Here is a 12,983-nt window from a genome sequence, read left to right as displayed (position 1 = left end):
GATTTTTTGGTTATCCCTATGTTATTTGCAAAAAAGGCGTGTGTTTATATGCATACGCCTTTTTTGCTTCTGTTTTTAATGCTAATTAGTACGTTAAATTCTTGTGAATTACAATGCTATTCAGTCGGTTATTTTGTAATTCTGAACCGAACTAGTTAATGAATCAGTAGCCTCTTTTTCTATATGAAATGTTAGTGTTTCTTTTCTGATTTCCAGTTTTGTTTTTTTAGAACGATTAAGGGAAATGAATAGAATAGTAATATGAGCCCTGTAATCCATATACCAAACGGATACAGACTAGGGAAAAATAAACTAGGGATACTATGTAAATCGTTCGGGTAGTATCCTACACCGACAGGGGGAATTTAATTTTTTCGTCATCCCCATAACTTTTTAAGTAGGAAAATCGTTAAATTAAATGAATGCTAATTTTATAGATTATTAAAATGAATGGGGGAAAATTATGAAGGTCCTTATATTAGGAGGTACGCGTTTTTTAGGAAGAGCTTTAGTAGAAGAAGCATTGAAAAGAGGGCATGAAGTCACCTTATTTAATCGTGGCACGAATAAAGATGTATTTCCTGAAGTAGAGCAGTTAACAGGCGATAGAGACAGTGATGTATCATGTTTAGCAAATCGAAAATGGGATGTTGTAATGGACACATGTGGATTTGCTCCTCATCAAATTAAAAAAATTGCTGCTGTACTTGGAGATAACATCGAACATTATACATTTATATCAAGTATCTCTACTTATAAAGATTGGATTCCATTTCATATTAAGGAAGACTATCATGTACAGTCTATGCCGTCTAAGGATAAGTTGAAAGCGGTTGAGGATGGGAAAATATCTCCTTACGAGTATTATGGAGCACTTAAAGTTTTATGTGAAGAAGAAGCAGAAAAACATTGGCCGGGGCGTGTTTTGCATATAAGAGCAGGGCTTCTTGTTGGACCATTTGACTATTCAGATCGACTCCCGTACTGGGTTCAGCGTGTAGCACAGGGTGGGGAAATAATGGTGCCAGGGCGTTCAGACCGTCCTGTTCAACTGATTGACGTGAAAGATGTGGCAACCTGGGCATTCGATATGGCAGAAAACAGAAAAGTAGGCAAGTTTAATGTAACAGGGCCGAATAATGAATTGACGATAGAAGAACTATTAAATACTTGTAAAGCAGTAACAAATAGCGATGCTGAATTTGTATGGGTAGAAGAACAATTTTTAATTGAGAATAAAGTAAAGCCATGGACGGAGTTGCCTTTATGGATTCCTGAAAATTTTCCACTAGAAGGAGAGACAGAACCGTGGAAAGGTAGTTTTTTCATCAGTATAGAAAAAGCTGTTAACGCTGGTCTTTCTTTTAGACCTATTGAAGATACTATTTGTGATGTGTATCTATGGGAGAAATCGAGGCAGGATACAGAACGAAAAGCAGGTATATCCAGAGAAAGAGAGGCGGAATTGCTAGAGGTTTGGTTTCAGAAGGAGAAATTATGATGAGAGTATATACTCATCAAGCTGAGAAAAAATTTGCAAGGAAATAGATTCTGCTAGATTGGGAGTCCAAAAGATCTGATATGATTGTGTAATAAAATTTAGATTTCAAAAAAATATTTTGCCCCGTCTTAAAATTAGACGGGGTTATATGTATTTGGAGATTCAAAATTTAGTGCGTGTGCTTTCGATTTTAGAAAAGTTAATATTTTCAAAAAAATATACTTGAATGAAGTATATATTTTTGTTAAATTTATCTTATGGATAGAACAAGTTTAATTAAAGGTCATTTAGAGATGTGTGTGTTATCTATTTTGTCAAAGGGAAAAAGCTATGGATATGAAATTATGAAGGAGTTAGAAAAACACAATTTAAAACTGAAAGGAGTAGGAAGCATTTATCCGATTTTGACCAAGCTTAAAGATCAAGAATGGGTTCATACTTACCGTGAAATGACAGAAAGTGGTAAGGTTAGAGTTTATTATGAAATTAATGAACAAGGGGAAATGTATCTTCAGAAAAAAATCAACGAGTGGTTGGAATTACAACAAGATATAAAATCCCTACTGCAAAGTGATTTGAAGGGAGAGCATTTGGAATGAACATGAATTTGACCAAGGAAGAAAAACGGTTTGTAAAAGAAGTTCTGGAAGAATTAAAACAATATCAAGTCAGTTCAAAGAACAGAAGAATCATTAGGCAGCAGCTTTTAGAGCATATACAAGAATGTCGTGAACACGGCCAAGATAGTCTAAAAGATTTAGGAAATACAACAACATTTGTTAAAGATTTTTTAGAAATGAATGGAATAGATCTTCATTCTGAAATAAAACAGATACGAAAATCAAAAAATAGAACAGGAATTTTATTTGTGAGTGGATTCCTTACTTCCATCGTTACCTACCTCACTTCACAACTCTTACTATCTATGTTTTTAACAGAATCATTTAACCCACTACATACTAATAATTCGTTTGACTATAATATTTTGTATCACATAGCAGATAATTCTTGGTGGAATTCCTTACTAATGATTACTAGCATTTCAATTTCCTTACTAATCTCTATGTTGGTAGTGTTTCGTATACGAAAAATAAATATTAGTAGGTGAAACTTTATATGAAACTACTAAAATTCACTATGATTTTAATTTGCTTATTATTTAATGCATGCACTTTATTCCTATCAGCCTCAAAAGTCTCCGCAGAACAAGATATGAAAGATACTATAGACAACTATGTAGAAGCTTTTTTAAAGGAACATCGAATTCCAGGAGCTTCGATTGCTATTGTTCATGGAAATGATTTGTATTATTCAAAAGCATGGGGTGTAACGGGAGAAACTGAAGAAAGAGTAACGATTGAAACTCCCTTTACTATTGGATCGATAAGTAAATCATTAACAGGTTTAGCCATAATGAAATTAATGGAAGAAGGTACCGTTCACTTAGAAGATCCAGTCCAAAAATATATTCCGTGGTTTGCACTTAAAGATAAAGAAGCAACATCAAAAATAACAATTAAACATTTGCTTACCCATTCAAGTGGAATTAGTACTTATTCGGGTTTATCAATATCAGATAAAGAATCTAAAGGTTTCAATGCTATAAAAGACAATGTGAAAAGTCTATCAAACGTTACACTTACCGCTTCACCCGGAGAAAAATATCAATATAGTAATGCCAATTTCTTAATTCTCGGTGCTCTTATTGAAGAGGTTACCAATCAAACATATTCTGACTACATGAAGCAGGAAGTATTTTTACCATTAGGTATGAAGAATGCAGCAGCTGATTATGATACTGCATATAAAAAAGGATATTTAGGTGGCTATCAGTCATGGTTTGGAATCCCTCGGAAAAGTTCGGTAACTTATGATAATGGAGGAGCACCATATGGGTACATAACGGCAAGTGCAGAAGATATGATTCAATACATTAAATTTCTTAGCCGACAAGAGAATGACAATTTTTTAACTGAAAATACTAGGAATCTTTATGTATCACCTCATCTTCAAACCGGTGAAAACCGCTTCTATGGCCTAGGGGTAAGAATCACAAATCCAGATTCTGAGGAGAAAATGATATGGCATTCAGGTTCAACCCCTGATTCACATGCAGAAATGTTTTTTATACCAAAAACAGGTTGGGGCGGCGTGATTCTTACCAATAAAAATCATATTCTAGAAGAAGAGGCGCTTTCATATTTGAAGCAAGGTATTATAAATATAATAAATGGAAATGAACTAGTTGATATACCTTCAAATACTCCAATTGTTCAACTGATTACATTGGGGATAATTTGCTTGCTTTTTATCATGCTTATTTATCTATTGGTAAAGATGAAATCAAAAAAATTTCGTAAAAGAAGTATAGGGTGCATTTCCGGTATCATTTTCTTAGTGCTATCTATTGCTACAATTCCAGTACTAATTTATAGTACGGATTCTCCATGGCATGCGATTTTTGTGTTTTCTCCAGATTTAGCTTATTTATCAATTGGAGTAGTTATTCTTTTTGCACTTAATGGATTGTTTTCTATCATCATCGCTTATAAACAAAATTTACAAGTAAAATATTTTAATAGTTAAATTTCAAATCATATGAAGGTGGCACATAATAATGGATCTTACATTCAAATTAGAGAAAACTTGTTTTAACTACCGAGTTGGTGCAATATGCAAACAAGAAAATAAAATCCTCATGATTCAAAATGAAGGGGAAGATTTCTGGTATATACCAGGCGGACGAGTGCAGATGCTAGAAAGCAGTGAAACGGCAGTGAAAAGAGAGCTTAGAGAAGAGCTAGGAGTAAATGTTGATGTGAAAAAACTGTTATGGACGGCTGAAAATTTCTTTACATATGATACGCATCAGTTCCATGAAATTAGTTTTTATTATGAAGTGAACTTGCTTGAGTTGCCTGCAAAAGGAGAGGATACTTTTGTTCTTGAAGAAGACGGCAGAAGGTATGTATTTCAATGGGTGCTATTAGAACGAATAAGTGAATATAACTTGAAACCGGATTTTCTAAAAGATAAAGTGAATGATTTGCCTATTCATATTGAACATATTGTTAGGAGTGAGTAAAAAGAGATAGAAAGACGGAAATGGGGATTTTACTTATAACTAATAGGGGTATTGTGGAAAAAATACTAAGGGAAGTATAAGCTTACAAATTTTGTATCAAAAACAGTGTTCCTAAATATGGAATAATAGTATGATAGAAGAGAAGCACAAGAAAAACGGGGGGACCACTATGATTACATTGCAGCAGAAGTTGGAGCAGTATACACACATATATACACAGTTGAAGGGAGAACTAAGGTGGAAAACTAGTGATTCTCGGACTGGGATGATGATTGCCGCTATGTATGCAGGCAGCGATAAGCCGTTTGATCTTGGGCGGTTTTTAGAAATTAGTAATTATATTAAGGATCAGGTAGGGATGTTTTCCTATTTGAAGTCCTATCATCGCTTTGTGGTTGCAGCAACATTAGATATTCACTTTACATATTACAAAGAAGCGTTTCAACAGTTTCTAGACTTATATGAACGATTGGTCGCTGGTGGCTTTAGCCGGAGTATATTCACTTATCTGGCAGCAGCAGTGCTTTTACCAGAAGACAATGGACAGCATGACACACGCATTCAGCGGTCGCTGCAAGTATATAAACGCATGAAAGAGGATCACTTCTTTCTTACAAGTACAGATGATTACCCGCTCGCTGTTTTACTAGCAGGACAATCAGAGAAAGTAGAGACGCTTATGGATCGAGTGGAACGTCTCTACCAGAAGCTGGCGGCAGCTGGTATGTACAAAGGAAATAATCTTCAATTTTTAAGTCATATTCTTTCTCTAAAGAAGGATGTCAGTGAAGATATTTTAGTAGCACGATACACAAACATATGGAATCTGCTAAAGCAAGAAAAGGTAAAAGTGAAACAGATGCATTATCCGGCTATCGGGCTACTAGCGTTGCTTGAGGATAGAGAGAAAGAAGTTCATTCTATTCGAGCATTCATTGAAAAACTGCAGGGGGACAAATTATTCCGCTGGCATACGGATGCAAATATTCTGATTGCCATCCAACTGTTCGTAAGTCAGAAAGGTGCGGAAAGTCACGCTGCCAACACAGGTTTACAAACAATGATAGAGGTTCTCATACAGGCGCAGCAGGCAGCTATGATAGCAGCAATTACCGCTTCCTCTGCAGCAACCTCTGCCAGCAGTAGTTCATAACGTACAATGTGCTACATGAACGCTATATGTAGGATTTCCCAAAAAGGGTTACATACATCATGCTTAACTCAAAAGTCGATTGTCTGCTGACAATCGATTTTTTCAGTTTATCCCGCTATTTTAGGACAGTAACACTCTCACCTCAAAATTCAGCAGATGCAAAGAAGTTAGGTGGGAGATGAGCTGTCTGTAAAAGCCCCATTGGTTCAACTAATAATCAGTGGGGGGAACCACTGATTATTAGTTTCACTTTATGTTAAATTAATAAGCACGAAGCACATGCAATAAATAATCTTTTCGATTAAGTGGATTATAGTCTACTCGTTTTCGTGATGGGAAATTTGATTCGATTTTACTATATCCGCAAGGTCTAGCGATAAAGACACCTTCGCCTTCAGTAAAAGAATGTAGGCCACGCTTAAAGTTCTCTGTTTTGGCCATCGGCAGAGTTCCTGTTAAATAAAAGGAATTGTTATGCAGTACAGGGTCTTTAAAAGTAGCGTGTATTGCCGATAATTTATACATTGCTGTGCTAATTGAATTTGTTGGTACTGTTAATTCAAATTCATTTACTGGTTCGTATACATTTGTTCCAGCTTGCTTTAAAGCATCCATCAAGACAAGAGGTGTTAGTTTTCTAAAATCACCAGCTGTAGTTACCGGACTTGCATAACCGGTATGGGTTAATGTTACGGCAATGTCAGTGACTTCCCATCCATATAAGCCTTGTTTTAACGTTTGGAATACAGTGTCTTCAATAGCTTTATGAAATGCTAAAGGCAATGAGCCAAGCTCGACTTCTAAGTTATAAGTGATACCAGAACCTGGTGCACCAGGTTTCATGTGAAAACCAATTGTTGCATAGAAAGGGTTATTCTTTTCACCCATTATTTCTAGTGCATTTCCGATTCCAATTGGCTTTTCTATACATACAATTCTTGTGTCTGAGAAAGAAACATTTAAATTATATTTTTCCTGTAAAGTTGTTTCAATCACTTCTTTTTGAACTTCACCAAAAAGCCGAATATAGATTTCATTGTGAATATCATCTTTCACTACTTTTATAAGTGGATCTTCTTCTGAGAGTTCTACGAGTGCTTGATATAGGTTGTGATTTTTCCCTTTTGGCCGTGCTTCAATTGCAGCTTCCATTTGAGGTTCTGCAAAGTGAATATCTTTCATTTTATCTGACCATTCACCGATCACGTCACCGATTCTAATGTCGCTAAGCCCCATACTTTACAAAATTCTCCCGTTCCAGCAGTAGGGGATTGAATAGCACTTCCATTATGAAATATATGAAGCTTTTTGATTTTTTCTTTGTGTGAAAGGGTCTTTAAGTCACTTTGTTTTCGATTAATATCAACATATTTTCTTACGTGTAAACAACCTGAGAATATTCGTACGTAAGCAATTTTTTCCCCGGTAAGTTCTCTTTCGATTTTAAAAACAATACCAGACAAAGGTGTATTTATATCATTGCCACAATCATTTTGGGGAATCATTACTGAAATACTTTCGAGTAATTCAGTGATTCCTATTCCAGTCATTGCTGAACCGAAAAAGATTGGATATACATTTGCATGCTGAATTTGATCCCATAATTCATTTCTTAAAGTGGCTGTAGTTAATACTTCGCCATTTACATAGGATTCAAGTAACGATTCATTATGTGCTGCTAGAAGTTCAATATATTCATCATATATATCAGCATGTACTTCATTTTGAATCATACATGCGTCTTTTGTCCCTTCATTTTTCACTTTATATAATGGGAGTACTTGATTGGTAAGCATTTCCCGTATTTGTTGGATCACTTTAGTAGTTTGGGCACCACTCCGATCAATTTTATTGACGAATAGTATGGTCGGAATGCGCAGTTTCTGCAGAGTTCTCATTAAAATTTTGGTTTGTGCCTGAATGCCCTCAACTGCAGATATAACTAAAACTGCTCCATCTAGAACACGGAAAGATCGCTCCACTTCAGCAATAAAATCCGCATGGCCGGGTGTGTCAATTACATTTACCTTCAGATCATTTATAAAAAATGAAACGACAGATGCTTTAATTGTGATACCACGTTGCTTTTCTAACTCCATCGAATCTGTTTGTGTGCTTCCTTTATCTACTTGGCCGATTTCCTGAATCACATTAGTTTCATAAAGAATACGCTCAGTCAAACTCGTCTTTCCAGCGTCTACATGCGCCACAATCCCTATATTTATTGTTTTCATGTGTTAAAACCCTCATTTCATTTTTCATGTTCATTTCCTCATTTCTTTTCGTAATAAATTGCCGCATTACAATCACTCTCCAGTCTTTTATGATATTTCTATTATAGGGAAATTCGCGTTATTTGTAACGTGATGAAATACTTAATTTTGGAAAATTAACAGGAGGGCAATACTAAAAGTAAATAAGCAAAAACAAAATGATTGCATTTTAAATTATAATCCGGTATATTAATTGACATATCAATTATTGATGTATCAATTAATATTTGAGATCCTTAATAACGGAGGGGTTATTTGACAAATTCATGCTCAAAGGAAGCCATTATTTTATATAAGCTACACTTTCTAAATAAAGAAGTTAGTTCGAAATTTGAGGGGTGTACTGGTATTAGTCAATCAAGACTAGAGCTGTTACACCAACTATATCAAGTTGAAGAAATGAGTCAAAAGGCGCTTCAACAAGAAGTGAATATTGATAACGCGGCGATTACACGACATTTAAAACAGCTTGAAGCAAATGGAATGATTACAAGACGTAAAAATCCAGATGATAACAGGATTACGCTTGTTCGTTTAACGAAGGACGGACGAGATAAAATCCATGCCTTTCAAGAGGAGAAAGAACGATTCGCAGCTTCTACGTTAAAAGATTTTAGTGAAGAAGAGCGAGATAATCTTTTAAGTATGTTAAATCGCATGCAAAAAAATATAAATGAAGTCTAAATAAGTGACTGAAAAAGGGAGATTACATCTATGAGTAACATAACAAAAACAAATGATTTTACAGAAATTCTTACGGGACGTCGTTCGATTCGTAAATATGATCCATCAGTGAAAATTAGTAAAGAAGAAATGACAGAAATTCTGACTGAAGCAACACTTGCACCATCTTCAGTTAATATGCAACCATGGCGCTTTCTTGTTATTGATAGTGCGGAAGGAAAAGCGACACTTGCGCCGCTTGCTAAATTCAATCAGCTTCAAGTAGAAACATCATCAACTATGATCGCTGTATTTGGTGATTTACAAAACTTTGATAATGCGGAAGAGATTTATGGTACAGCGGTTGAACACGGGTTTATGCCAGCTGAAGTGAAAGAAGATCAAATGCAAAAGCTTTCCGCTTATTTCTCTATGGTTTCACCAGAGGTGATGAAAGATACAGTTTTAATTGATGGTGGTCTTGTAGCTATGCAATTTATGCTGGCAGCTCGCGCTCATGGATATGACACATGTCCAATTGGTGGCTTTGAGAAAGACAAAATTGCTGAAGCATTTGGATTAGATAAAGACCGCTATGTACCAGTTATGTTGATTTCAATTGGAAAAGCAGCTGATAGTGGATACAAATCAGTTCGTCTGCCAATTGATACAATTGCCGAGTGGAAGTAATTTTATAAAGATACGTAGAATATGAGAGGGGAAGCACTATGATTATCATTCACGCAGTATTTCAAGTAGATCCAGCAAAACAACAAGCATTTTTAGAAGAAATTCAACCGTTGATTCATGGTTCAAGAGAAGAAAGTGGAAACGTATCATATGATTTATATAAAGATACTGAAAAAGAAAATGTATATACAATGGTAGAAGTTTGGCAAGATGCAGAAGCGGTTGCTAGCCACAATACGAGTGAACATTTTACTTCTTTTGTTAGTAAAGCAAATCAATTTTTGACAGCTCCATTAGATATTAAGGTTTATGATGGGCAACCAGTAAAATAATAAATACCCCCTCGACTACTCTAAAATAGAGCCCTCGAGGGGGTGTTTTATTTTTTCTTCTTTTTTAAAGTCTTTTGATAAACGTAAAGTTTATTTATTTCTTCTTTAAATTCCCGGAATAGTTCAGTATTCTCCTGATTAGCGTAGCGCACAGTATTGTATGCTTTTATAATTGTATCAATTTCAATAGAGATATCTTCTTCTGTCTGAATTCGCTCCATCCATGCGTCAACCGTTTCACCGCGATTTCTGTTTAAAGGTGGTTTTAATTTCTTTTCTAGTTTGAAAATTTCTTTGCGAATGGCGTTCGTTGGTGGGCGTGTCATTCTAGTTGCTTTTTGTAATATACCTTCTTCTTGCATAACTGTACCAGAGTTATAAAGGGATATATTCTCAAGGTGAAAGGATTTTCTCTTTTTGTACAGCTTCCAAATTACAAATGCAGCAATGATTCCAATGATAGAAGCAGTAACGGATTGAGCAACAAAGGCATCGTATGGGTGATCGGGCTTTGGAAGTTCTGGACTCGTTCCACCTAACTTTTCTATGGCAGCTGTAGCATCATTTGGATTTGTAATAGATAATAAAGCTTCAATACCATAGCCAAAACCAAGTGATACCCAGTAGAAAAGATACGAGAGTACGATGCGTATATACGGAATAAATAAGAAGAACAGAAAACTGATTGTTCCGATTCCTGTGATAGATACAAAACGAATTGCTTTTTGATCTTTATTATAACTAGTAATCCAAAGTGACAGTAGAATAAATAAAGCGAATAAGCCTAGTACCCATAGAGAAGGTAACTTCATTAAATGAAGAAAATAAGAAACAATGAACCATAAAAAGGCACCTAGCATTTTATGGTATGCCGTTAGGTCATCACGTGCATGTACGATGTAAAAGAAGAACGGGAGTAAGATAGAGCTAACGATAGAAAAGATAGAAAATACGTAACAAAGTATAACTTGTAGAATAAATAGTAAAATGAAAGCTCTTCGTTTATTGGTCTTCATTTTATGAATGAGAATCGTACAAAGAAAGCTAATGACTAAAAATAGGATGATGGGAAGTGTTCTTCCTTGCTCCGTCAATAGAGAAAGAAGGAGTAGAAGAAGAAAATCATTAACGTAATGGAGCCATGTTTTCAAGTTGTTCCACCATCCCTTCATCAGTGATGAGATACGTTTGCTGCATCATATTTGGTAAATTGGCTTTTCTTATTCCGACAAAAAATAGTATTGAGGAACGCTCTTTTTTCCTATTCAAATAGTGCAGGAAACTTTCACGAGGGAGTAAAGTACTATCCTCTGAAATTCGGGCAAGTTCTTCTAATGCTTTCGCATATTGTACATGACCATCATTTAATGCGAGATGTAAAGGGCCTTCTTCAGTGAATATGCTAACAAATAATTCAAAAGGAATATTTTTCTCTGTTGCAAATTGACATAAATACGTCGTGTAAGAAATAAGATCCTCGATATTTTCTTTCCAACCAAACCCACGATCTGCTCCTAAGCAAAGAGAAATTGTCCAGCTGTAATTTTTTATCGCTTCATATTGTTTTGCTTGTAAAGTTTGCATTTTAGCAGATGCTTTCCAATGAATACTTCGAAAAGATTCCCTCTCATATTTCTTTATACCAACAATGGAAGATTCATCATGAAAATAAGAAAAGTTTGTTTTATAAGTACCGATTGCTAATTGATGTATCTCCTGTAACCCTGCAACACGCTTTAAAGTAGGATAAACGATAATTTCAGTCTTCAATTTATCTACAGTAGGCAGATGAACTTGAATGATATGAAATGGATCACCTATAATACATTCAAATTGCTCAACTTTAAAAACACCACGCTTTGTAGCTGTAAACGATAGTTCCCATTTTTGTTCTGACTTTGCAGGCTGTGAAAAGCGAAAAGAAAATAACGTTTTAGATATTTGCTCAACACCAGTTGTCTTATTGGGTATTAAGGTTGGATTGATATGTAAAAAGCAAGCACCATTCACTAAAGGAAGCTTAGCTTTGTTTTGTAAATGAATCGATAAACTGCCTGTTTCATCAGGAAATAAGCGTGTTGTTTGTTTTTTATCGATAATTTGAAAATGCTTATCTATGTATGCTGTATAACGATAAATAAAATAAGCAAATAAATAATAAAACAAAAATGGGACAACTAAATATGAATTTGTTACATAGAACGCTAGAAATAAAGCAACTGGAATTGTTAATTTAATAATATGATGCTGGAAAAATAATGGAACAGTTACAATGCGTGTATAATTCATGATTGCTCGATCTCCACAGGAACGTCCACTTCAGTTAAAATACTTTCAATTAACTTCTGTTTTGTTGTTCGCAGCGCACCCTCCATTGATAAAATGAGACGATGTTTCCATACGTAAGGAAGTAAGAATTGTATATCTTCAGGCGTACAGTATTCACGACCATGTAAAAAGGCCAATGCTTGTATCGCCCTGACTAAGGCAAGTGTTGCACGCGGGCTGACACCGTTGGCGATATAATCATGATTTCGTGTAGCGTTGGCTAGTTGAATGATATAGTACTCTAACGATTCAGATACGTATATTTCATTTACTTTTTGTTGTACTTGTAAAATTTCTTCTAAAGTGATAACGGAACGAATGGCATCTAAAGGCTTGTTATTTCGAAAACGGCGCATCATTTTTAGTTCATCTTCTGGAGAAGGATAGCCAATTGAAATGGTCATTAAAAAACGATCTAGCTGTGCATCCGGAAGAGGGAAAGTCCCTTGTGATTCAATAGGATTTTGCGTTGCAATAACAAAGAACGGTTTAGGAAGAGGTGTGGACTGCTTTTCGAGTGTGACTTGACGCTCTTCCATTGCTTCTAATAAACTAGATTGTGTTCTAGGCATAGCACGATTTATTTCATCCGCTAACAATATATTTGTCATGACTGGCCCAAATCTTAATTCGAATTCACTCGTTTTAGGATTGAAATATTCAATCCCTGTCACGTCACTCGGAAGCACATCGGGAGTGAATTGAACGCGAGAAAATCCGCCGCCAATACTTTTTGCAATTGTTTTAGCGAGTAATGTCTTTCCAGTACCAGGTACATCCTCAAGCAATACATGACCATCCGCAAGTAATGAAACAAGGAGTAAATCAACCACGTTTTCTTTTCCGACAAAAACAGAACTTATATTTTCTTTTAATGTATTTATCATATGTATCATCCTTTCAAAAGTAGGCAATTGTATTGTTATATTTTAACAAATTTTTCTGAAAATTAATATAA

Annotated in this window: 12 protein-coding genes and 1 pseudogene; 9 read left to right on the top strand and 4 right to left on the bottom strand. The window is 35.2% G+C overall.

The window, feature by feature from the left end; genetic code table 11:
• Positions 1-463: 463 nt before the first annotated feature.
• From ACM6HU_RS28060 to ACM6HU_RS28035, 6 genes are all read left to right on the top strand, one after another.
• A complete protein-coding gene (locus tag ACM6HU_RS28060) occupies positions 464-1,501 on the top strand; it encodes an SDR family oxidoreductase (protein WP_016115282.1) in 1,038 nt (345 codons plus the stop codon).
• Between the two features lie 257 nt (positions 1,502-1,758).
• Positions 1,759-2,100: a PadR family transcriptional regulator gene (locus ACM6HU_RS28055; RefSeq protein WP_033671244.1), complete on the top strand. Its 342-nt coding sequence runs from the start codon at positions 1,759-1,761 to the stop codon at positions 2,098-2,100.
• A complete protein-coding gene (locus ACM6HU_RS28050) occupies positions 2,097-2,609 on the top strand; it encodes a hypothetical protein (protein ID WP_016115280.1) in 513 nt (170 codons plus the stop codon). Before ACM6HU_RS28055 ends, ACM6HU_RS28050 begins: the two co-directional genes overlap by 4 nt.
• Before the next feature lie 8 nt (positions 2,610-2,617).
• Positions 2,618-4,087 (top strand): serine hydrolase domain-containing protein, encoded by a 1,470-nt coding sequence (locus tag ACM6HU_RS28045; protein WP_016132951.1) that lies wholly within the window; start codon positions 2,618-2,620, stop codon positions 4,085-4,087.
• 31 nt (positions 4,088-4,118) lie between these two features.
• Positions 4,119-4,586 carry an NUDIX hydrolase gene (locus ACM6HU_RS28040; RefSeq protein ID WP_016115278.1) on the top strand — a complete coding sequence of 156 codons (468 nt, stop codon included), beginning with the start codon at positions 4,119-4,121 and terminating at the stop codon, positions 4,584-4,586.
• A 169-nt stretch (positions 4,587-4,755) separates the two neighbouring features.
• Positions 4,756-5,739 carry a DUF4003 domain-containing protein gene (locus ACM6HU_RS28035; RefSeq protein ID WP_016115277.1) on the top strand — a complete coding sequence of 328 codons (984 nt, stop codon included), beginning with the start codon at positions 4,756-4,758 and terminating at the stop codon, positions 5,737-5,739.
• A gap of 261 nt (positions 5,740-6,000) precedes the next feature.
• Here ACM6HU_RS28035 and tet read toward each other — a convergent pair.
• Positions 6,001-7,973, bottom strand: a pseudogene (tet, locus tag ACM6HU_RS28030) (tetracycline resistance ribosomal protection protein).
• A gap of 294 nt (positions 7,974-8,267) precedes the next feature.
• On the opposite strand from tet, the gene ACM6HU_RS28025 reads away from it, so the two are divergent.
• From ACM6HU_RS28025 to ACM6HU_RS28015, 3 genes are read left to right on the top strand one after another with little or no spacing between them, the layout of a single operon-like run.
• A complete protein-coding gene (locus tag ACM6HU_RS28025; protein ID WP_016115274.1) occupies positions 8,268-8,696 on the top strand; it encodes a MarR family winged helix-turn-helix transcriptional regulator in 429 nt (142 codons plus the stop codon).
• Between the two features lie 30 nt (positions 8,697-8,726).
• Positions 8,727-9,365 (top strand): nitroreductase family protein, encoded by a 639-nt coding sequence (locus tag ACM6HU_RS28020; protein WP_016115273.1) that lies wholly within the window; start codon positions 8,727-8,729, stop codon positions 9,363-9,365.
• Positions 9,366-9,403: 38 nt separating this feature from the next.
• On the top strand, positions 9,404-9,697 hold the full coding sequence (locus ACM6HU_RS28015) for a putative quinol monooxygenase (protein WP_016115272.1): 294 nt from the start codon (positions 9,404-9,406) through the stop codon (positions 9,695-9,697).
• Positions 9,698-9,744: 47 nt separating this feature from the next.
• Here the strand turns inward: ACM6HU_RS28015 and ACM6HU_RS28010 are convergent, their stop codons facing one another.
• From ACM6HU_RS28010 to ACM6HU_RS28000, 3 genes are read right to left on the bottom strand one after another with little or no spacing between them, the layout of a single operon-like run.
• Positions 9,745-10,848: a DUF4018 domain-containing protein gene (locus ACM6HU_RS28010; protein ID WP_016115271.1), complete on the bottom strand. Its 1,104-nt coding sequence runs from the start codon at positions 10,846-10,848 to the stop codon at positions 9,745-9,747.
• Complete coding sequence (locus ACM6HU_RS28005) at positions 10,823-11,986, bottom strand: DUF58 domain-containing protein (protein ID WP_016115270.1); 1,164 nt, start codon at positions 11,984-11,986, stop codon at positions 10,823-10,825. The genes ACM6HU_RS28010 and ACM6HU_RS28005 overlap by 26 nt, the downstream gene beginning before the upstream one ends.
• Entirely contained in the window at positions 11,983-12,912 is a 930-nt protein-coding gene (locus ACM6HU_RS28000) for an AAA family ATPase (RefSeq protein WP_016115269.1), read from the bottom strand. Before ACM6HU_RS28000 ends, ACM6HU_RS28005 begins: the two co-directional genes overlap by 4 nt.
• Positions 12,913-12,983: the final 71 nt, after the last annotated feature.

Origin of the sequence: Bacillus sp. IT-79MI2 (assembly GCF_949768135.1) — a bacterium.
GTDB classification, from domain to species: Bacteria; Bacillota; Bacilli; order Bacillales; family Bacillaceae_G; genus Bacillus_A; species Bacillus_A pseudomycoides.
This window is presented reverse-complemented; position numbering and strand designations above follow the sequence as displayed.

Coding starts and splice junctions, on each gene's coding strand:
- ACM6HU_RS28060 (WP_016115282.1), top strand. CDS start 464: ATGAAGGTCCTTATATTAGGAGGTACGCGTTTTTTAGGAAGAGCTTTA.
- ACM6HU_RS28055 (WP_033671244.1), top strand. CDS start 1,759: ATGGATAGAACAAGTTTAATTAAAGGTCATTTAGAGATGTGTGTGTTA.
- ACM6HU_RS28050 (WP_016115280.1), top strand. CDS start 2,097: ATGAACATGAATTTGACCAAGGAAGAAAAACGGTTTGTAAAAGAAGTT.
- ACM6HU_RS28045 (WP_016132951.1), top strand. CDS start 2,618: ATGAAACTACTAAAATTCACTATGATTTTAATTTGCTTATTATTTAAT.
- ACM6HU_RS28040 (WP_016115278.1), top strand. CDS start 4,119: ATGGATCTTACATTCAAATTAGAGAAAACTTGTTTTAACTACCGAGTT.
- ACM6HU_RS28035 (WP_016115277.1), top strand. CDS start 4,756: ATGATTACATTGCAGCAGAAGTTGGAGCAGTATACACACATATATACA.
- ACM6HU_RS28020 (WP_016115273.1), top strand. CDS start 8,727: ATGAGTAACATAACAAAAACAAATGATTTTACAGAAATTCTTACGGGA.
- ACM6HU_RS28015 (WP_016115272.1), top strand. CDS start 9,404: ATGATTATCATTCACGCAGTATTTCAAGTAGATCCAGCAAAACAACAA.
- ACM6HU_RS28005 (WP_016115270.1), bottom strand. CDS start 11,986: ATGAATTATACACGCATTGTAACTGTTCCATTATTTTTCCAGCATCAT.
- ACM6HU_RS28000 (WP_016115269.1), bottom strand. CDS start 12,912: ATGATAAATACATTAAAAGAAAATATAAGTTCTGTTTTTGTCGGAAAA.